The sequence below is a fragment of the Alkalihalophilus sp. As8PL genome (genome assembly GCF_040939795.1).
Taxonomy (GTDB): Bacteria; Bacillota; Bacilli; order Bacillales; family Bacillaceae_D; genus Alkalihalophilus; species Alkalihalophilus lindianensis.
The window spans coordinates 3,310,831-3,330,402 of sequence record NZ_CP162551.1 but is presented as its reverse complement, the minus strand read 5'-3'; the positions used below and the strand labels follow the sequence as shown (position 1 = coordinate 3,330,402).

Annotated in this window: 18 protein-coding genes; 3 read left to right on the top strand and 15 right to left on the bottom strand. The window is 39.6% G+C overall.

Annotated features, from left to right (window positions below):
- Positions 1-18: 18 nt before the first annotated feature.
- The gene (locus AB3N04_RS18325; protein ID WP_317122572.1) at positions 19-381 is read right to left on the bottom strand and encodes an Asp23/Gls24 family envelope stress response protein; all 363 of its coding nucleotides are present in this window, start codon (positions 379-381) and stop codon (positions 19-21) included.
- A 224-nt stretch (positions 382-605) separates the two neighbouring features.
- On the opposite strand from AB3N04_RS18325, the gene rpmB reads away from it, so the two are divergent.
- Entirely contained in the window at positions 606-794 is a 189-nt protein-coding gene (gene rpmB, locus AB3N04_RS18320; RefSeq protein WP_012959433.1) for a 50S ribosomal protein L28, read from the top strand.
- Between the two features lie 51 nt (positions 795-845).
- Here the strand turns inward: rpmB and spoVM are convergent, their stop codons facing one another.
- The 14 genes from spoVM to AB3N04_RS18250 form a co-directional block, all read right to left on the bottom strand.
- Positions 846-926, bottom strand: a complete 81-nt coding sequence (spoVM, locus tag AB3N04_RS18315; protein ID WP_022628207.1) for a stage V sporulation protein SpoVM — start codon at positions 924-926, stop codon at positions 846-848.
- A 406-nt stretch (positions 927-1,332) separates the two neighbouring features.
- Entirely contained in the window at positions 1,333-1,980 is a 648-nt protein-coding gene (gene rpe / locus AB3N04_RS18310) for a ribulose-phosphate 3-epimerase (RefSeq protein WP_368504027.1), read from the bottom strand.
- Positions 1,981-1,983: 3 nt separating this feature from the next.
- A complete protein-coding gene (gene rsgA, locus AB3N04_RS18305; protein ID WP_368504026.1) occupies positions 1,984-2,865 on the bottom strand; it encodes a ribosome small subunit-dependent GTPase A in 882 nt (293 codons plus the stop codon).
- A gap of 60 nt (positions 2,866-2,925) precedes the next feature.
- Entirely contained in the window at positions 2,926-5,040 is a 2,115-nt protein-coding gene (gene pknB / locus AB3N04_RS18300; RefSeq protein ID WP_368504025.1) for a Stk1 family PASTA domain-containing Ser/Thr kinase, read from the bottom strand.
- Positions 5,041-5,045: 5 nt separating this feature from the next.
- Positions 5,046-5,801, bottom strand: coding sequence for a Stp1/IreP family PP2C-type Ser/Thr phosphatase (locus tag AB3N04_RS18295; RefSeq protein ID WP_368506096.1), 756 nt, complete (start codon positions 5,799-5,801; stop codon positions 5,046-5,048).
- Between the two features lie 138 nt (positions 5,802-5,939).
- The gene (gene rsmB / locus AB3N04_RS18290) at positions 5,940-7,286 is read right to left on the bottom strand and encodes a 16S rRNA (cytosine(967)-C(5))-methyltransferase RsmB (protein WP_368504024.1); all 1,347 of its coding nucleotides are present in this window, start codon (positions 7,284-7,286) and stop codon (positions 5,940-5,942) included.
- On the bottom strand, positions 7,279-8,229 hold the full coding sequence (gene fmt / locus AB3N04_RS18285; RefSeq protein ID WP_368504023.1) for a methionyl-tRNA formyltransferase: 951 nt from the start codon (positions 8,227-8,229) through the stop codon (positions 7,279-7,281). The genes rsmB and fmt overlap by 8 nt, the downstream gene beginning before the upstream one ends.
- Positions 8,230-8,279: 50 nt before the next feature.
- The gene (priA, locus tag AB3N04_RS18280; RefSeq protein ID WP_368504022.1) at positions 8,280-10,691 is read right to left on the bottom strand and encodes a primosomal protein N'; all 2,412 of its coding nucleotides are present in this window, start codon (positions 10,689-10,691) and stop codon (positions 8,280-8,282) included.
- Entirely contained in the window at positions 10,691-11,911 is a 1,221-nt protein-coding gene (gene coaBC, locus AB3N04_RS18275; protein ID WP_368504021.1) for a bifunctional phosphopantothenoylcysteine decarboxylase/phosphopantothenate--cysteine ligase CoaBC, read from the bottom strand. Before coaBC ends, priA begins: the two co-directional genes overlap by 1 nt.
- A 211-nt stretch (positions 11,912-12,122) precedes the next feature.
- Positions 12,123-12,341, bottom strand: coding sequence for a DNA-directed RNA polymerase subunit omega (rpoZ, locus tag AB3N04_RS18270; protein WP_317122564.1), 219 nt, complete (start codon positions 12,339-12,341; stop codon positions 12,123-12,125).
- Complete coding sequence (gene gmk, locus AB3N04_RS18265) at positions 12,341-12,955, bottom strand: guanylate kinase (RefSeq protein WP_368504020.1); 615 nt, start codon at positions 12,953-12,955, stop codon at positions 12,341-12,343. Before gmk ends, rpoZ begins: the two co-directional genes overlap by 1 nt.
- Before the next feature lie 93 nt (positions 12,956-13,048).
- Positions 13,049-13,312, bottom strand: a complete 264-nt coding sequence (gene remA, locus AB3N04_RS18260) for an extracellular matrix/biofilm regulator RemA (RefSeq protein ID WP_317122562.1) — start codon at positions 13,310-13,312, stop codon at positions 13,049-13,051.
- A gap of 98 nt (positions 13,313-13,410) precedes the next feature.
- Positions 13,411-14,298, bottom strand: a complete 888-nt coding sequence (locus AB3N04_RS18255) for a YicC/YloC family endoribonuclease (RefSeq protein WP_368504019.1) — start codon at positions 14,296-14,298, stop codon at positions 13,411-13,413.
- A 141-nt stretch (positions 14,299-14,439) separates the two neighbouring features.
- Entirely contained in the window at positions 14,440-17,145 is a 2,706-nt protein-coding gene (locus tag AB3N04_RS18250; RefSeq protein WP_368504018.1) for a calcium-translocating P-type ATPase, SERCA-type, read from the bottom strand.
- 187 nt (positions 17,146-17,332) lie between these two features.
- Between AB3N04_RS18250 and AB3N04_RS18245 the strand changes: the two genes are divergently transcribed.
- Both AB3N04_RS18245 and AB3N04_RS18240 read left to right on the top strand, forming a co-directional pair.
- Positions 17,333-19,054, top strand: a complete 1,722-nt coding sequence (locus tag AB3N04_RS18245; RefSeq protein ID WP_368504017.1) for an NFACT family protein — start codon at positions 17,333-17,335, stop codon at positions 19,052-19,054.
- A 179-nt stretch (positions 19,055-19,233) separates the two neighbouring features.
- Entirely contained in the window at positions 19,234-19,560 is a 327-nt protein-coding gene (locus AB3N04_RS18240) for a hypothetical protein (protein WP_368504016.1), read from the top strand.
- The last annotated feature ends 12 nt before the right edge of the window (positions 19,561-19,572 follow it).

Genomic DNA, 19,572 nt, shown 5'->3' with positions numbered 1-19,572 from the left:
GCTCCTCCTAACTACACCTTACGGATTCGTAACGCGGACGCCTTGAACAAAAATATTCACGGAGTCAACATCTAACCCTAACATTTGTTCTAGCTGATACTTTACTTTTGTTTGGACATTATAAGCAACTTCGGAGATCTTCGTACCATAACTTACAATGATGTACATATCAATGTGGATGTCTTCATCAATCTCACGAATGACCACTCCACGACGAAAATTTTCTTTTCCTAACAAATCTGTTATTCCATCTTTAATTTGTTTTTGTGATGCCATTCCTACAATCCCGTAACAATCAACAGCTGCTCCACCAGCAATCGTTGCTACTACATCTTTAGAAACATCGACAACACCTAGTTGGGTTTTCATTTCAATTGACATGAATGATTCCTCCTTCTCGAATTCAAGACTTCGGCCATTATCGTCATTTTACTATACTCAAAGGGTTTTTTAAAGTTGTTTTAAAATCTGAGGCTCACTTGGGGTGTCAAGCAAGAATACTTGATAAACTTTCGTTGTAACTATTGCATTCATATAGGGGCTGTGCTACTATAGTCAAGTATGATTTCTGTGGTCATCGCTATTGTTATAAGGAGGTGCAGGTCATGGCTCGTAAATGTGCAATTACTGGAAAACAAGCAAAAAGCGGCAACAAGCGTTCACACGCATTGAATAAAACAAAACGCCGTTGGGGTGTAAACGTACAAAAGGTTCGTATTTTAGTAGATGGTAAGCCAAAGCGTGTATACGTTTCTACTCGCGCACTTAAATCTGGTAAAGTTGAACGCGTATAATTTACTTATTTCATAACAAAAAAGCACCGTAGCTACGGTGCTTTTTTGTATTTACCCCTTTTTGAATGAGTTCAGCATGGCCCTTACAAATCCACCTAAAAATTTGGGCAGTTTGATCGTGTAGAATTTCATAGCTCCTCCTCCTCAACGTGAAAACCCATGAGATAATGATAAAGAAACTTAGCCAACGACCTATTGGGCGTGTAGCAAAGTTGCCTTCACCCTTCCATTACAAGACTTGCAGGATAATAGAGAAAGGATAAAAACAATACTCTTTTCTACTAGTATATTCACAAGCAACGAACTATTCCTATTTTTTCTTGGATGAAATAAGATAAGTCCAGTCCACCTTTCTAAAACCTTGTCTTTCTACCCTTATAATATGCACTTATTTACTAGATATGTCTGTTTGTCACCTTACTCTAACTAACTAGCCACAATGCACAATATACATATATGCTTCCTTCTGGATAATTGTTCGTACAATACTTGTCAAAACAAAGAAAAACGTTAGTCGGTTGACTAACGTTCCTCTATATTATAAGCCTCGGATTTCGGCAATGGCTTTCGCACGATCTTCTTTGTTGTAAATCGCCGAACCAGCAACTAACACATTTGCTCCAGCATCTATACAAAGCTTGGCTGTTTCTGGGTTAACTCCACCATCTACTTCAATTTCAATATCAAACCCATGCTGCTTCACATAAGAAGCCGCCTCCTCTATTTTAGGAAGCACAGAGTGAATAAAGGATTGACCACCAAATCCTGGATTTACTGTCATAAATAAAATCATATCTAAGTCCTGTACAATCGGTTTTATCGCATCAAACGGAGTATGAGGATTAAGAACAACACCCGCTTTAACACCTTGCTCTTTAATTAAATGAATCGTACGGTGTAGGTGTGGACACGCTTCTACATGAACCGTAATAATATCAGCCCCAGCTTTAGCAAACGCTGGTATATATTGATCAGGATTTTCAATCATTAAGTGAACATCTAATGGCAAAGTTGTTATAGGGCGAATAGCATCTACTACTAAAGGGCCGATCGTAATATTAGGAACAAAATGTCCATCCATTACATCAACATGGATATAATCAGCTCCCCCTTCTTCTACTTCTTTAATATCTGCTCCAAGTGTAGCAAAATTAGCTGACAAAATAGACGGTGCAATTTTAATCATACGTTAATACCTCCGCTTTTGATTTTTAATTTCATCTAAGAATTGTAGGTAATGCTGATAGCGATGCTCATAAATTTCACCTTGCATGAGTGCTTCTTTAATCGCACATTGTGGTTCTGAAGTATGTGTGCAACCTCTAAATTTACAATTTGCATGACGGCTAGACATTTCAGGGAAATACAGAGATAAATCTTCTACTTCCATGTCGACAAAGTCTAGCGAGCTGAAGCCCGGTGTATCCGCAATAAGTCCATCCCCAATCGGTATTAGTTCAACATGTCGAGTCGTATGCTTTCCTCGACCTAAATGGGCTGAGATTTTGTTTGTTTCAATCGCAAGTTCTGGTTTTAATACATTTAATAATGAAGACTTCCCAACTCCAGATTGGCCTGCAACTACCGTTATATGTTTTGCAGTATAGGAAAGAATCTCATTCACTTTCGCTTCATCATCAACAGTTGTCACTAAGACCGGATATCCAATTGCTTCATATTGCTTTTGATACACTTTTATTGATGCTAACTCATCGTCGGTTAATAAGTCAGATTTTGAAATAATAATGAGTGGTTCAATCTCATTCGCTTCAATATGAACAAGAAATTTATCAAGCAACAACGAACTAAATTCAGGTTCTTTCGCTGAAAATACAAGTAGCGCTTGATCGACATTAGCAATCGGAGGACGGATCAATTCATTCTTTCTTTCAAGTACATCAAGAATGTATCCGTCTGTGCGATTTTCCGCTTCAAACTCCACCTTGTCTCCTACAAGCGGCTTAATTTTCCTTTTCCTGAAATTGCCCCGACCTCTACATTGAAACAGTCCATCTTCATTTTGTACATAATAAAAACCACTTAAAGCTTTAACAATCATTCCAAAAGCCATGCAAAACCTCCTTAGATGTGCAGAGCAAAAGGGCTTAGCTTACTACTAAGCCCCCCTCTATTAATCAATCGTATATTGTTTTGAACTATGAGCTTGATTTCCATTCACATAAACATCAAACGAACCTGGGTATTGTTCACTTACTTCAAGTGGGATTGAATACGTTTTTGGCTCAGAGATGGATTCTTCAACAAAGACTTGGTCACTTCCCTCAGTAGTAGCATCTCGATAAACGATTCTAATGTCGTAACTGTTCCCAGCTTCTTGATCCTCAGCTGAGACATCAACGGGCTGATTCACTTCATATTGCTTTGTTAAAGGCGAATCGTCTTGCGGCTCTGAATCTGGTTCTTCCGGTGTTGGTTCAGGTTCAGGTTCTGGGTCTGGTTCAGGCTCTGGTTCTGGGTCTGGTTCAGTTGGTTCCTCTTCTCTTGGTCCACTAGATATAATAATTTGGACGTCATCTCCAGGTTGTACCATTGTAAACGGTCCCGGTGATTGACGAATAACTAGACCTTCAGCCACGGTGTCAGAATGTTCATTTTGAAAACGGCCATTTAATTCTACTTCATTTAGATATTCCCTGGCAGCTTCTTCACGCTCGCCCTCTAAATTTCGAAGTCTAATCTCAGATTGAACGGAGTAAGTAAGGTACACCGTCGTCTCACCCGCTACCACACTTTCACCTGCACTAGGACGTTGCTCAGTTACGATTCCTGGAGATTGAGTCGAGTCAACTCGTTCTATCCGCTCGACTGTTAACCCTTGTTCATCAAGCAACCGTTCAGCACGGTCAATTGGCAAACCCGTTACATCATCGAGCTCAAAACTTTCTTCCCCTTCACTCACATATAAAATAATCCTAGATTGTTCTTTCACTTTTGAACCAGGTCGTTGGCTTTGACGTGCGACATGACCAGGCTCTATGCCCTCAGCTTCTATATCTTCTCGCTCAACAACTAAATTTAAACTGAGTAATTCTTCTTCTGCTTCTTCGTAAACCATCTCTACTACGTCAGGTACTTCCACTTCAGCTACATAAAAAAGATTTGGGAAGAGCACCAAAGCTGCAACAGAAGAACCTAAAAGTAAGAACAAGACGATTAAACCAATAATCCACCACTTCTTCTTTTTCTTCTTAGAGGGAGTATCCTCTTTTATCGCTTCATCTTGAGATGAAATAGACTCTTCATTTGTAGGAACAATTGGAGCTGGTGGTATTGTTCGCTCTTCAGATCTTACTTCAATTGTTTTATCAACATCATCTTCATTCACTTGATCATCCTTGATAATAGGAATCGCCTTTGTCATATCCTCTTCAACATCATTAGCATAAAATACAGGCTCATTTATGCGAGCAGGATCGAGCACCGTTTCGACGTCTTCTTCCATTTCATGAATAGAAGGATAACGTTTTTGAGGATCCTTTATTGTAGCCTTCCGAATAACATTCTCAATACTTTGAGGTAAGTCTGGAACAAGCGCCTTAGCAGATGGCACTTCATTTTGTAAATGTTTAATAGCAATGGAGACTGCAGTGTCACCTTTAAACGGTAAAGTGCCTGTAACCATTTCAAACAGCACAATCCCTAACGAATAAATATCAGAGCGATACGTGATATGTCCCCCGCGAGCTTGCTCAGGTGATAAATAGTGAACAGAGCCCATGACGGAATTCGTGTGGGTGATCGTTGCAGAAGAAATAGCTCTTGCAATTCCGAAATCAGTCACCTTGGCTACCCCATCACGACCGACTAAAATATTGTGTGGTTTAATATCGCGATGAATGATTTGATTGGCATGGGCGTGAGCAATCGCTGCCATCATTTGCTTTAATAGATCAAGTACTTGATCAACCTGAAGGGTACCTTGTTGTTGGATTAACTCTTTTAATGTTAAACCTTCAACATATTCCATCACAATATAGTAAGTATTTCCTTCTTCACCCACGTCAAAAATATTAACTACATTTGGATGATTAAGACTTGTAGCAGCTTGAGCTTCTCTGCGAAAACGTTTAATAAATTGTTCATCTTCTGAAAATTGTGGTTGGAGAACTTTGACTGCAACATGGCGATCTAAAATGACATCTAATGCTTTATAAACATTTGCCATTCCTCCGCCACCGATCGTTTCAAGAATCTGATAACGACCCGCAATTCGATTACCTATCATTTCCCTCACCTAGCCTTATCCGCATCAACAGCATTAGGATATTCAACTATCGCAATTGAAATGTTATCTTCTCCGCCACGTTCGTTCGCCTTAGTAATAAACGTTTCTGCTCTTGTCTCAATTGGTTCATCCGCCTGTAGAATAGCTTCCATCTCATCTGTTTCCATTTTATTTGATAGACCATCAGAACAAAGCATGATGATCTGCTTCTCTTCTACTTGAAGAGTTTGCACGTCCACTTTGATAGCTCGTTCGGTGCCTAAAGCTCTAAGCAAAACATTTTTACGCGGATGATGTTCTGCTTCCTCTTCAGTAATTTGTCCAGTGTTCACTAATTCCTGTACCAATGAATGATCGGAGGTTTTTAATTTAAATCCAAATTCATTACCGATGTACACTCTGCTATCACCCACATGAGCAAGTGACACAAATTCCTCCGTACATAGAGCAGCTACAATCGTTGTACCCATCCCTTGACACTCTTTATGATTCATCGCGTGATCATAGAGATATTCATTTAATCTTGTACATTGTTCTGTTAACCATTTTTCTGCTTCTTTAGCTGTCATAACCGCTTGTACGTTCGCCCATTCTTTTTCAAGAAATGAAACAGACATACTGCTTGCAACATCACCAGCTAAATGACCACCCATACCATCAGCTACGATTGCAAGGATTCCATATTCATTTGAAAAAACGCCTCCACTATCTTCATTGTGGGTACGAACTTTCCCTACATTTGTCTGGAACGTATAGTGCATCTTCTCCATCACCTCATCTCCCTTGAAAACCTAACACGATGTGCCCAGTACTTTCATAAGCTTAAAGTACTGCACATCCAAACCACATACCCTTCTGTTTCGCTAGATGTAAGAAAAATCCTTTATAAGCAATGTAAATTACTGTTTGACCATACTAGAAATAAAGAACCCATCCGTTTTAAAGTCTTGAGGAAGAATGGTTACCATACCCTCTTTAAATCGTTTTGACTGTTGAACTTGAAGTGGTAATCTTTCTTTTAGCCGACCATCCATTTTAAACGATGGCTGGTTGCTTAAAAATAAATCTACAGTCTGTTCATTCTCATCTTTATCCACAGTACACGTACTGTATACTAATGTACCACCTTTTTTTAATAGAGGGGCTATAGCATCCAATATAGCTAGTTGAACTTTTTGAATCGCAGCTATATCTTCTTCTTTCTTTGCCCATTTAATATCTGGCTTACGTTTAATTACTCCAAAGCCTGAGCAAGGAGCGTCCACAAGGATACGATCAAAGCTTTCAGGTTCATACTCTTCTTGAAGTTTTCTTGCATCTTGTGCAGTTGCTTCAATAATAGAGAGTCCAAGACGATTTGCTTGTCCCCGAATTAATTTTACCTTATGTTCATGTAAATCAAATGCGTAGATCGTACCTTCATTATTCATTTGTTCTGCTAAGTGAGTCGTCTTACCACCAGGAGCGGCACAAACATCCGCCACTCTTTCACCAGGTACTGAACCAAGAGCTCGCCCTACTAACATAGAACTTTCATCTTGAGCCGTAACATAGCCTTCCTTAAATACGTTTGTTTCAAAAAGCTGACCACTGACAATGATTATGGCATCTTCAGAAAGATCTCCTTCTTTTGCCTCAACCTCTTCTTTTTGAAGCATCGAGATCACTTGGGCTCTAGTGGCTCTTGTTTGATTTACTCGAACGGTTACAGCAGGGGAAACTAGGTTTTCTTCACACATTAAGCGAGTATCCTCTTCACCAAATTGGTCAACCCAACGTTTCACAAGCCATTCCGGATGACTCGTTTCAAGGGCAATACGTTTGACTGGATCCTTCAGATCCTTAATATCAGGTACACCTTCTCTTTGAATGCTTCGTAGCACACCATTTACCATCCCACTGATCCCTTGATGACCACGTTTTTTTGCAATGGTCACCGCTTCATGCACAATGGCACGATCTGGAATACGGTCTAGGTACACTAATTGATAAACCGAAATTCGTAGCAACACTTTCACCCAGGCATCTAATTTATGCAACCCTTTTTTTACAAAAGGATGTAAAAAGTAATCGAGTGTATCACGACGTTGAATGGTGCCGTATACTAGCTCAGTTAATAGGCCGATATCACGACGATCTAATTTTGATTTCTTGATCGTTTGATTGAGTAAAAGGTTACTATACGCTTGATTTTTTTCAATTTGCATTAAGACATCTACTGCCACTTCACGGACATTTTTACTCATGTTCTTCTCCAAGTTTCATACCTACTTCTAAATGACTACCAGCACCACGTAAAAACTGTTCTGCCGTCATTCGTTTTTTTCCAGATGGTTGTAAATCTGTAATTGTTAAAGCCGTTTGATTTCCAGTTGAAACGACGAATTCATCATTTTCAATTGCAAGAATGGTACCCGGCTCATTTTGAGTCGAAACTGCTACTTTATTAGCCCACCAGATTTTTAAGGGTTTGTTATCAAGAGTTGTAAAAGCAACAGGCCACGGATGCAAGCCACGAACTTGGTTGTAGAGTTCTTCACCGCTCTTAGACCAATCCATTTTTTCCATCTCACGACTAATATTTTTAGCAAATGTTACACCCGACTCATCTTGTACAACTGGTTTTAACTTTCCTTCGATTAACGGAGGGATCGTTTCACTTAATAGCTTAGCACCGGCTACACTTAATTTATCGTGCACGGAGCCTACATGATCGTCTTCTAAAATAGGAACCTTCACTTGTGTCAAAATATCTCCCGCATCTAACTTTTCTACCATATACATAATCGTAATACCTGTTTCAGACTCCCCATCAATAATAGACTGATGGATAGGAGCTCCTCCTCGATACTTAGGAAGTAAGGAGGCATGAACATTGATACAACCATGTTTTGGCTTTTCTAAAATATCATTCGGTAGAATTTGACCATATGCAGCTGTGACGACTAAGTCTGGTTGATAGCTAAGGACACGCTCTACTTCTTCTTTGTTTCTAATGCGCTCTGGTTGTAAAACTGGAATTCCGTGGCTTTCTGCCTCTACTTTTATAGGAGGAGGTGTCATGATGCGCTTTCTTCCAACAGGGCGATCAGGTTGGGTCACACATGCCACTACTTCATATCCTTCTGTTACTAATTGACGTAAAACCGGTACGGAAAAGTCCGGTGTTCCCATAAATACAATTTTCATATACTGCTCCTGCCTTTCTCTGATCCGTTCATCTGTATCTCAATGTTTGATTACATAAATAAATAAGGCTGCAAATCGATCGAGATTTGCAATTGGCCTTGATTCATTTCTTTTAAATAATGTTGCTGAATTTCCCGCAACGAGCTAACGAGCTTAGGTTCATTTTTGTATTTTATCATGCATTGATAGCGATATCTATCTTTAATACGAGCAATAGGAGAGGCCACTGGACCTAATATAACCGTATCATTAGCCAGCTCTCTTTTAAGAAATTGAGTGATTTTTTCAGTCACCCCAATGACTTTGGTTATTTCAGGATGGGAAACATTTAGTAACGTTAAATAATAGTAAGGAGGATAGCCCCCTTGCTTGCGCTGGCGCATCTCCATCTCAAAATAGGCTTCATAATCATGTGATTTCACTAATTCAATGCTGTAATGTTCGGGTGAATACGTTTGGATAATCACCTCACCAAGCAACTCATGACGCCCTGCTCTTCCACTAACTTGTTCCATGAGTTGAAACGTTCTCTCACTCGATCTAAAGTCAGGGATATGTAACATTGAATCTGCTGCTAATACACCTACTAGAGTGATTTTTGGGAAGTCCAATCCTTTAGCAATCATCTGAGTTCCAAGAAGGATGTCTGCTTGGCCATTTCCAAAAGAAGTGAGAAGCTTCTCATGTGCACCTTTTTTTCTCGTTGTATCTACATCCATTCTGATCACTCTTGCCTCAGGTAGCACACGAGCTAACTCTTCTTCGACTTTTTGTGTACCCGTTCCGAAAAACCTAATATGCTCACTACCACATGATTCACATGTCTGTGGCATTGCTTCTTCATGACCGCAATAATGACATTTTAATTGGTTATGACTTCTGTGGTAGGTTAAAGAAATATCACAGTGTTCACATGTAGCAACATACCCACAGTCACGGCACATCACGAAAGTTGAATACCCTCTTCGATTTAAAAATAGAACAGTTTGTTCGCCTCGCTCTAATCTCTTTTGCATAGCCTCTAGTAAATCCGTAGAGAACATTGACCTATTTCCTAAGCGCAACTCTTCTCGCATATCGATGACATTCACACTTGGCATCGGGCGATTATTGACACGCTCTGATAAAGGTAAGAGTGTGTACACACCTTTTTTGGCCCGTGCAAATGATTCTAATGCAGGTGTTGCACTTCCTAATATGACCGGACACCTATGATAACGCCCTCTATACATCGCAACATCTCGCGCATGATAACGAGGGTTTTCTTCTTGCTTATAGCTTGCTTCATGCTCTTCATCAATAATGATGAGACCGAGGTTTGTAAAAGGAGCAAAGATAGCCGATCTAGCTCCAACAACTACCTTTACTTCACCCCTATGAATCTTACGCCATTCATCATATTTTTCTCCCATAGATAAGCCTGAATGAAGAACAGCTACCTTCGATCCAAAACGTCCCTTAAATCGATCCACCATCTGAGGGGTAAGGGCTATTTCTGGAACCAGAACAATTGCTTCTCCACCATTATCCAACGTTTTGGCTATGGACTGTAAATAAATTTCCGTTTTCCCACTCCCTGTGACCCCATGAACTAAAAAGGCTTCATGCTTGTTGTTCTCAAGCGTTTGGAGAATAGGTGCAATCACCATTGCTTGCTTATCCGTTAATGGCAGTGGCTTTGTTTGCTTAAAATCTTTCCCCCCAGTCGGGTCACGATACACTTCTTGTTCGCCTTCAATGACTAAGCCGTTTTTTAATAATGGCGTTAGAGTGGCACGTGTTGTATTAAGCTTGCTTAATAGCTCCATTGTTTTGATTGGTTCCGATTGATTAAATAAAGAACGGAGGACATCTTGTTGTTTTTTTGCACGTGGTGATACATGTGCAAGAATTTCGTCAAGGGTCTGATCTGTAGGAACAAGCGAAAGAACTCTTTCTGTTTTTTTATTGCCTTTATCCTTTACTATATAGTGAAGATCTAGCTCCTCATGTTGAATTAATTTTTGAACAGACCTCACAAGGCTTGGATGCTCTTTGGTCAAAACGTCCCAACTTATACGATCAGATTTTCCAAAAAGGGCTTGAAGAGCCATGCCAAGTTTTCCACGATCTCCAGATATGACAACCTCTTTTTTTACTTTTGCACGAAGCGCAGCCGGTAACATTACGTGATAGGCAGACACTTTAAAACTAAGGGTCTCATCCGTTAGCCAATCTCCAAGCTTAAGTAACTCTGGTGTTAAAACAGGTATCACATCTAGTATATCTATAATCTTCTTTAACTTTTGATGAGTTGAGGTTTCTGTTAGTTCAATCACAAAACCTTGTATCGTTCTTGGACCAAATGGAACAACGACCCGCATTCCTGGTTTGACCACATCTTGCCACTCTGTAGGAACCCGATAATCAAAGAGACGATCCGTTTGTTGTGAAGGTACATCAACAACCACTTTTGCAATCATTAAGGAGTATTCCTTTCTGTATAAGAAACAATTTCATCGATAATGCGTGAAGCGACTTCATCTTTTGATTGCTGATCATAACGTTTTGTCAGCCCATCTTTAGAGAGAATGGTTACAATATTCGTATCTCCCTTAAAGCCTGCACCTGGAGTTGTAATATTGTTGGCAACAATGAGGTCTAAATTCTTCTTTTCAAGTTTTTGTATTGCATAATCTTCTACATGTTCCGATTCAGCGGCAAATCCGACAAGAATTTGAGATGCCTTTCTCTCTCCAAGAGTATGTAAAATATCTTTTGTACGCTCCATTTCCACACTCCACTGGCCTGGCTGTTTTTTACGCTTCTGATCAAATGTTTCTTTAGGCCTGTAGTCAGCAACAGCTGCTGATTTAATTACGATATCAGCATCAGTATAGACCGACATCACAGCATTAAACATTTCTTCAGCCGTTGTGACATGCACGACATTTACACCAGTTGGTTCAGGTAGCTGTGTAGGTCCTGAAATTAACGTAACTGAAGCCCCCGCTTGCTTAGCAGCACGAGCTACAGCGTATCCCATCTTCCCAGTAGAATGATTTGTAAAATACCGGACCGGATCAATTTTCTCTTGGGTCGGTCCGGCTGTAATGAGGACTTTTTTTCCTTTTAATGGTTGATTTGAACCAGTTCCGTCTTCTGAAAGAGCATGCTCAATAACATCAAATAAAATTTCAGGCTCCGCCATGCGACCTTTACCTGTCCATCCACATGCCAGATACCCAGACTCACCTTCTACAAATGAATAGCCATAGTCCTTAAGGGTTGCTATGTTTTTTTGTACAGCTGGGTGTTGATACATATTCACATTCATTGCCGGTGCAAGGTAAATATCTGCTTTCGTCGCTAGTAGTGTAGTCGTAACCATATCGTCTGCAATTCCGTTAGCTAATTTCCCAATCACATTTGCCGTAGCTGGGGCAACCATGACTAAATCAGCCCAATCTGCCAGATCAATGTGTGCGATTTTTGTTGGATCTGGTTCATGAAATGTCCAATCATACACAGGGTTTCTTGAAAGGGCTTGAAAGGTTAATGGCGTGACAAATTCTTTTGCAGATTCAGACATCATCACCTTTACTTCAACACCTACTTGGACTAATTTGCTTGTTAATGTGCAAGCTTTATAAGCTGCAATCCCACCTGATACAGCTAATAGTACTTTTTTTCCTTTTAGCATCGTAACTCCTCACCCTTCACATTTGTCGATTATATTTTTCCAAGCGTCCGTTTCGTACTTTTAATCGTTCATCTTCTATGTATCATACCTGCTTGTCTTAACGTAAACAAAGAGCCTGCCCCCTAAAAACAAAAATTGATCCTTCTTACAGAAATTCTGTGAGATCAACCTTTGGTTTGTTGAGAGTCAGACTCTTTCCCTGGTTTATAAACTAGTCTTTTTCAATTGGGTTGACACGCTCAAAGCGTAAGTGCTCTTCTAAAATCTCTTCTAGCGCCATCCCAACAGGCTTGTATGCTTTTGGACGCGTTACAAGTGGTCCACGCTTCGCATCATCACGAATTTCTCTTGCACGTTTTGCCGAAACGGTAACAAGCGTGTATTTTGAATCTAACTTATCCATTAATGAATCAATTGATGGGTATAACATTAGTCTACCTCCACTAACTCTTTGTATTTTTCAATTAATCGTTCTCTTTTGCAATGTTCTGCGACAACGATGGATTTAATTCGCTCAACAGCAAGCTCAACCTGATCATTCTCAACAACGTAATCATATTTTTTCATCATGTCGATTTCTTCTCTCGCTACCGTCATGCGTTTATTAATGACGTCTTCTGTTTCCGTACCACGCCCTACAATTCGTGCTCTAAGTTCAGCAAGACTTGGCGGCATAAGGAAAATAAATACACCTTCAGGAAACTTCTCACGTACTTTCAATGCACCTTGCACTTCAATCTCCAAGATAATATCTTGTCCATTATCAAGTGTTTCTCTTACATAGTCAATAGGTGTACCGTAGTAATTGCCAACATACTCTGCCCACTCTAGCAGTTGGTCATTTTTAATCATCTCTTCAAAATCATCACGAGTTTTGAAGAAGTAGTTAATTCCGTCTACTTCACCTGCACGAGGCTGTCTCGTTGTAGCAGAAACAGAATATTGAATATCTGTATCTTCTTTACGTAATGCCCCACAAACTGTCCCTTTACCCACACCGGCTGGACCTGATAATACAATTAATAATCCTTTTTCTTTCTTCATGGAAACCTCCTACACCACATAGATTGCACACTTTGCGGCTGCAACTTTCAATTAAAATGTACCTGATTAAAAATAAGGCATTCACAAGATGTGTTATGCCTCTTCCGAACCTTCTTCCTTACTTGTCAATCGTTGAGCAACAGTCTCAGGCTGAACTGCGCTTAGAATGACATGGTCACTATCTGCAATAATTACCGCTCTTGTGCGGCGTCCGTAAGTTGCATCAATTAGCATATTACGATCACGCGCATCTTGAATAATTCGCTTTATTGGTGCTGATTCTGGACTAACAATGGAAATAATTCGATTAGCTGATACGATATTTCCAAATCCAATGTTAATGAGTTTAATATTCATGCATGTTCCCCCATCTGTTAGGAGAGCCGACTACCACTCTCATCATTTTTATCCAAACTAACCTAACTATATACGAAAAGGCGTTCGATTTCTACGCTCTATTCAACATTTTGCACTTGTTCTTTAATCTTTTCTATGTAACTTTTCAATGAAACCACCAGTTGTCTTATAGTAGCATCATTTATTTTAGACCCAATTGTGTTCACTTCACGGTTCATCTCCTGAACAAGAAAATCCAACTTTCTCCCAATTGGGTAATCTTCCTGGTCGCAAATGTGGGTGAAATGAGCAATGTGAGATTGTAGGCGTACAAGTTCTTCATTAATATCTGCTTTTTCAGCATAAATGCATGCCTCTGTTATGATTCGGTCCATAATAGACTCATTCAAGTCCGCTAAGCTTTGAGCGATTCTATCTTGCATTTTTTGTTGAAGCAGGCGGTTTAATTCAGGAGCTTTTGTTTCAATTTCTAAAATGATTTTTTTCATCTGATTCAATTGATTGAACAAATCAAGTTTTAATTGTTTTCCTTCACGGCTCTTCATCTCTATTAATGAATCCACACAAGCTTCCACGACTGACACGATCATTTTCTTTACTTCTTCAAGATCCTCACCTTCTACTTCAACTTTTTTTACAAGTTGATCTTGCAAGATAAGTGTATTGATGTCCAATACCCCATCAATTTCTTGAGACGTAGACTTAAGTTCTTCAGCAATTCTCGTATACTCACTTAATAGGTCATAATCAATCAATAATCTCTGTTTAACTAGTTCACCTTTTTCTATATGAATGAAAAGGTCGATTTTACCCCGCTTAACCTTACTATGTAAACATGATTGTATGTCTTCTTCAAGAGAAAGAAACATTTGTGGTATGCGAGGGTTGCATTCAAAAAAGCGATGGTTAACCGCTTTTGCTTCTACATTTATTGAGAAATGATTTTGTTTAAAGCTGCAACGTCCGTAGCCCGTCATACTTCGCATAATATCACATCCATGGCTCTATTCTAACGGACTTTATTCGTGGCAACAAGTAGAATCTATTTCGATCACTGATTTTCATGTTGTTTAGAAAAATAAAAATGAAACGAGTTCACGAATACGTGAACTCGTCTGCCTAATGAATCATTTCTTTTTAAACAATTGAAAGCCACCTAACACGACTGTTGGAATAGAGGCCATTCCAAGGACTAATAGCCACTCTCTAATATCTAAGGCGACCGTATGGAAAACTGGCTGTAATGGTGGATAATACACAACCGCAATCATTAGTAAGATCGAGATCAATACCGCACCTACTAAGTATCGATTTTCAAATGGATTTCGGTGGTAAACAGAATATTCACTTCGGCAATCGAATACATGAATAAGTTGAGCCATAACTAACGTTACAAAGGCTACTGTTTGCGCCCTAATCAATTCATCTGGGTGAGCTTGAAGTGTGAGCCAAAAGGCTGCTAAAGTAACAATCCCTATCATAAATCCACGGCTAATAATTTTCCAAGTCAGTCCCCTTGCAAACACACCTTCCTTTGGATTTCTCGGAGCCCTCTTCATCACATCCCCTTCTGCTTGGTCCATTCCAAGAGCCATAGCGGGAAGACCATCTGTCACCAAATTAATCCATAAGATTTGGATGGCAACAAGAGGTAAAGGCATACCTAGAATCATCGCAAATAACATTACGAGAATTTCTCCAACATTTGAAGCCATCATATAGCGAATAAACTTACGAATGTTTTCGTAAATGTTTCGACCTTCTTTAATCGCCGATTTTATCGTAGCGAAGTTGTCATCACTTAAGATGAGCGAGGAGGCTTCTTTCGCTACATCCGTCCCGGTAATCCCCATCGCAATCCCGATATTTGCTGCTTTTATAGCCGGGGCATCATTAACCCCATCTCCTGTCATAGCCACAATGTGGCCTCTTGCTTGAAGAGCTTTGACTATTTTTAACTTATCTTCAGGTGATACACGTGCATAAACATCCACATCATCTACACATCCTTCTAGGTCTGCAACACTCATTTGCTTAAGGGTTTTTCCTTCAAGCACTTGACCGCCCTCTCGTAAAATCCCTAGTTGCCCTGCTATAGCCGACGCTGTAAGACGATGATCTCCTGTAATCATAATGGTCTTAATTCCTGCCTGCCTACATTCTCGAATCGAATCTTTTACCTCAGGTCTTGGGGGATCAATCATCCCTTCTAATCCTAAAAAGGTTAATTGTCTCTCTGCTTCGAATGACTGCTGGCATATTTCATTCGCTTTAAGAGGTCGGTAGGCAACCGCAATGGTTCTTAAAGCTTGACTAGATAAGGTAGCAATCACTTTCTCCACTTCATCTTTTCTTTGTGAAGTAAATGCCTCAGTCTGATTGTTATAGGCAATGGTAGTACATTGAGATAATATGACATCTGGTGCTCCTTTTGTGATGATAAAAGAACGACCTTGTTTATCCTTTACAATGACGCTCATCATTTTTCTAGCTGAGTCGAATGGAAATTCAAGTAACCTAGTATATTGTTCTTTTAGACCATTTGTGCTGTAGCCTGCTTTCATCGCTGCAACGACTAAAGCTCCTTCAGTCGGATCACCATCTAAAACAAATTCTCTTCTCTCTTTTCGGAGCATCCCTTGTTTAATTGAACGCTCCATTAGCGTTGCATTGTTACATAAGGCTCCGTAACTTAACAATTGCTGCAAGGCTCGTTCACGTGCTGGGCTTACCTCTACTCCATTTAGATGGAACGACCCACTTGGCTCATACCCAAGACCACTCACACTCCATGATTTCCCACCAGACCAAAGTTTTGTTACAGTCATTTTATTTTGGGTAAGGGTGCCTGTTTTATCTGAACAAATCACAGATGCACAACCTAACGTTTCAACAGCTGGTAACTTGCGTACAATAGCTTTTCGTTTGATCATTCTTTGAACACCTAGAGCTAATGCTACAGTCACAATAGCAGGAAGCCCTTCTGGAATCGCAGCTACAGCAAGAGAGACTCCCGATAAGAACATTGTATATACATCATGTCCTTGCCACACGCCAATCACAACAACCAGTGCTGTTAATAATAATGCGACCGCTATTAAAATTTTTCCTAACTGTTCAAGTTTATGCTGAAGAGGTGTCACCAATGTTTCGGTTGATTGGAGCAGATGAGCAATTTTCCCCATCTCAGTTTTCATCCCTGTGCTTACCACAACCCCAACCGCATTCCCTTGTGTGACCATCGTGCCCATAAATGCCATGTTCTCTTGATCTCCTAAGGTTGCATCCTTCGTATCAAGAGGAGATGCATGCTTTTGGACGGGAACTGATTCTCCAGTAAGGGATGATTCCTCTACACGCAATCCATTTGCTGAAGTTAAACGAATGTCTGCTCCGATTCGATCCCCGCTACTCAGTTTAACAACGTCACCTGGTACGACATGAGTAGAAAGAACTTTTTGCCATACACCATTTCTGTTTACCATCATTTGTGGAGAAGAAAGTTCTTTTAGGGCATCAAGTGACTTTTCAGCTTTACGCTCCTGAACAAAACCTAAAATTCCGTTTAGTAAAATAATAAACATAATGGTCACTGCATCGATGTACTCGCCTAAAAGTCCAGAAATAAGTGTTGCTGCTAGTAACACAAGAACCATAAAGTCTTTGAACTGGTTTAAAAATACAAAAAAAGCAGGTGTTTTTTTTCCATCATCGAGCTTATTTGCCCCATAAACTCGCAACCTCTTTTGTACTTCTTTTTCAGATAAGCCTGTCTCAATCTTTGTCTGAACTGACCTTTCGACTTCTTCTGTATTCATCTTTAACCATTGCATGCCGCCACCCCACAATTTGTCCTCTCATCTCCCTACTAAGAAAAACAACAATTCCTAATAGGTATTTATACAAGCCATCTTATTCAGTGAAGAGGAAAAACATGCTATACTAACGAAAGCAAATTGAACAACCCTACCTTAATCACTCAAAAAGAGGGAACATTGTTCTTAGAAGAGGTGAACGTACATGTCATTTGACGGCATCATGACTCGTGCCATTACACACGAGCTTTCTCATACCCTACACTCAGGTCGAATTTCAAAAATATATCAACCATTTAAAACAGAACTAGTCTTTACTATCCGGTCAAATGGAAAAAACCACCAATTACTTTTATCAGCTAATGCAAATTTTGCAAGAATTCATCTAACGAAGGAAAAACACCCAAACCCTACTCAACCTCCAATGTTTTGTATGCTACTTCGCAAACATCTCGAAGGAGGCATTATTGAGTCGATTGAACAAGTCGATATGGAGCGTATTATCGAGATTACGATTCGTAACAAGGATGAATTAGGAGATATTCAGACAAAAAAACTCATTGTTGAAATCATGGGACGTCATAGCAATATGATGATCGTTGATGCGAAAACTATGGTCATTTTAGATAGCATTAAACATGTTAGTATTGCTCAAAGTAGTTACAGAACAGTTCTACCAGGACAGCCATATAAAAGGCCTCCCGAGCAAGAAAAGCAAAATCCGATTGAAACAGATGAAGCGGGTATCTTACGTGAAATTGATTTTAATCAAGGGAAGTTAGATCGTCAGCTTGTAAACCGCTTTAGTGGACTCTCCCCGCTGATAGCAAAAGAAGTCATTCACCGATCAGGCATGTCTAATCGACAATCACTCCCAGATGCGTTTTTAAGTATTCTCTCGGATGTACGTAATCAGCAATATTACCCTCAAATGATTGAAGCAGATGGGCGAGAGTATTTTAGTGTCGTGAACTTAACTCATTTAAAAGGTGAAGTACGTAGCTTCTCTACCGTAAGTGAGATGCTTGATCGATTCTTTTACGGAAAAGCAGAGCGCGATCGAGTTAAACAACAAGCGTTTGATTTAGAGAAACTGCTCCGAAATGAGTATCAAAAGAGCAAAAAGAAAATCATTAAGCTTGAACGTACACTAACGGATGCTGATAAGGCGAAAGAGTATCAAAAAAAAGGGGAGCTTCTAACAGCTAACCTTCATCTTGTAAAACGTGGAGACCCAAAAGTAGAGGTGATCGATTATTACGATGAATCACAACCAACCCTTGAAATCTCCCTTGATCCTTTAAAGTCTCCATCTGATAATGCTCAAGCCTACTTTAAAAAATACAATAAAGCTAAGAAATCAGTAGCTGTTGTACGTGAACAAATTGAACGCACAAAAGAAGATATTCATTATTTAGATCAAGTCATTCAGCAAACAGAAAGTGCTTCACCTAGGGATATTGAAGAGATTCGTGAAGAGTTGATCGAAGAAGGATACTTACGTCGCAGACAAAAGCAATCTAAAAAGAAACGTAAGGATGAGAAACCTCAGCTTGAGATCTATACTTCATCAACTGGATTACCCTTTTATGTAGGAAAAAATAATAAACAAAATGATTACTTAACGAATCGATTTGCTAGACAAGATGAAATTTGGCTTCACACAAAAGATATACCAGGCTCTCATGTGGTGATTCGCAGTACCGAGCCAGATGAAACAACCATTATCGAAGCAGCCACCGTTGCAGCATTTTTCAGTAAGGCACGTCAATCAAGCTCTGTTCCTGTTGATTACACGAAAATCCGCCATGTCAAAAAACCTAATGGCTCAAAACCTGGTTTTGTTACCTATGATCAGCAAACAACCGTGTTTGTCACACCAGATGAAGATACAATTTTACGTTTAAGATCTAAAGAAACAACCTAAAGAAAAGCGGAGGAATCATATGATTCCTCCGCTTTTTTATTTGTCCAGCTAGCAATCTATTATTCGTTTGTTGTATGTGAATCCCCATGCTTATTTACATTTAACATCGTTCAAAAGACATTCTAGGCAAGTGAGCCTTTTTACGCTATGATAAGAAAAACAAGTTGGGGGAGGTTCTAATGAAGCATTTATTTAAAATCTCCTTATTCATGATTGTTGCACTACTCACCGTCTCAATTTATGGTGTTGATTCTCATCATTCTTCATTTTTGGGTATGCCAAATGATAGTTTGTTTGAATACGAGCAAGAGCCTCTTTTTCAAAGTGATACAAAGCTTAGCTTTCATTCTTTTCAGGCGAGCATTCTCTTAATCTATGGTCTTATTCACGTACTTTTATATTTTCGTCAACAACCTGTATGGTATATGATGAAAAGGTTTCTTTTTCTTAATACCCGTTATTTCAGGTCTAATTATCTCATTTCTTCTTTCAACTATTGTCACTAATACGTTGACTAA

Bases quoted from the DNA above. Each gene is read 5' to 3' on its own strand.
- AB3N04_RS18250 (WP_368504018.1), bottom strand. From the start codon at position 17,145: ATGCAATGGTTAAAGATGAATACAGAAGAAGTCGAAAGGTCAGTTCAG.
- AB3N04_RS18325 (WP_317122572.1), bottom strand. From the start codon at position 381: ATGTCAATTGAAATGAAAACCCAACTAGGTGTTGTCGATGTTTCTAAA.
- coaBC (WP_368504021.1), bottom strand. From the start codon at position 11,911: ATGCTAAAAGGAAAAAAAGTACTATTAGCTGTATCAGGTGGGATTGCA.
- spoVM (WP_022628207.1), bottom strand. From the start codon at position 926: ATGAAATTCTACACGATCAAACTGCCCAAATTTTTAGGTGGATTTGTA.
- rpoZ (WP_317122564.1), bottom strand. From the start codon at position 12,341: ATGTTATACCCATCAATTGATTCATTAATGGATAAGTTAGATTCAAAA.
- AB3N04_RS18245 (WP_368504017.1), top strand. From the start codon at position 17,333: ATGTCATTTGACGGCATCATGACTCGTGCCATTACACACGAGCTTTCT.
- gmk (WP_368504020.1), bottom strand. From the start codon at position 12,955: ATGAAGAAAGAAAAAGGATTATTAATTGTATTATCAGGTCCAGCCGGT.
- AB3N04_RS18255 (WP_368504019.1), bottom strand. From the start codon at position 14,298: ATGCGAAGTATGACGGGCTACGGACGTTGCAGCTTTAAACAAAATCAT.
- remA (WP_317122562.1), bottom strand. From the start codon at position 13,312: ATGAATATTAAACTCATTAACATTGGATTTGGAAATATCGTATCAGCT.
- AB3N04_RS18240 (WP_368504016.1), top strand. From the start codon at position 19,234: ATGAAGCATTTATTTAAAATCTCCTTATTCATGATTGTTGCACTACTC.
- rsgA (WP_368504026.1), bottom strand. From the start codon at position 2,865: ATGGCTTTTGGAATGATTGTTAAAGCTTTAAGTGGTTTTTATTATGTA.
- pknB (WP_368504025.1), bottom strand. From the start codon at position 5,040: ATGATAGGTAATCGAATTGCGGGTCGTTATCAGATTCTTGAAACGATC.
- fmt (WP_368504023.1), bottom strand. From the start codon at position 8,229: ATGAAAATTGTATTTATGGGAACACCGGACTTTTCCGTACCGGTTTTA.
- priA (WP_368504022.1), bottom strand. From the start codon at position 10,691: ATGATTGCAAAAGTGGTTGTTGATGTACCTTCACAACAAACGGATCGT.
- rpmB (WP_012959433.1), top strand. From the start codon at position 606: ATGGCTCGTAAATGTGCAATTACTGGAAAACAAGCAAAAAGCGGCAAC.
- AB3N04_RS18295 (WP_368506096.1), bottom strand. From the start codon at position 5,801: ATGCACTATACGTTCCAGACAAATGTAGGGAAAGTTCGTACCCACAAT.
- rpe (WP_368504027.1), bottom strand. From the start codon at position 1,980: ATGATTAAAATTGCACCGTCTATTTTGTCAGCTAATTTTGCTACACTT.
- rsmB (WP_368504024.1), bottom strand. From the start codon at position 7,286: ATGAGTAAAAATGTCCGTGAAGTGGCAGTAGATGTCTTAATGCAAATT.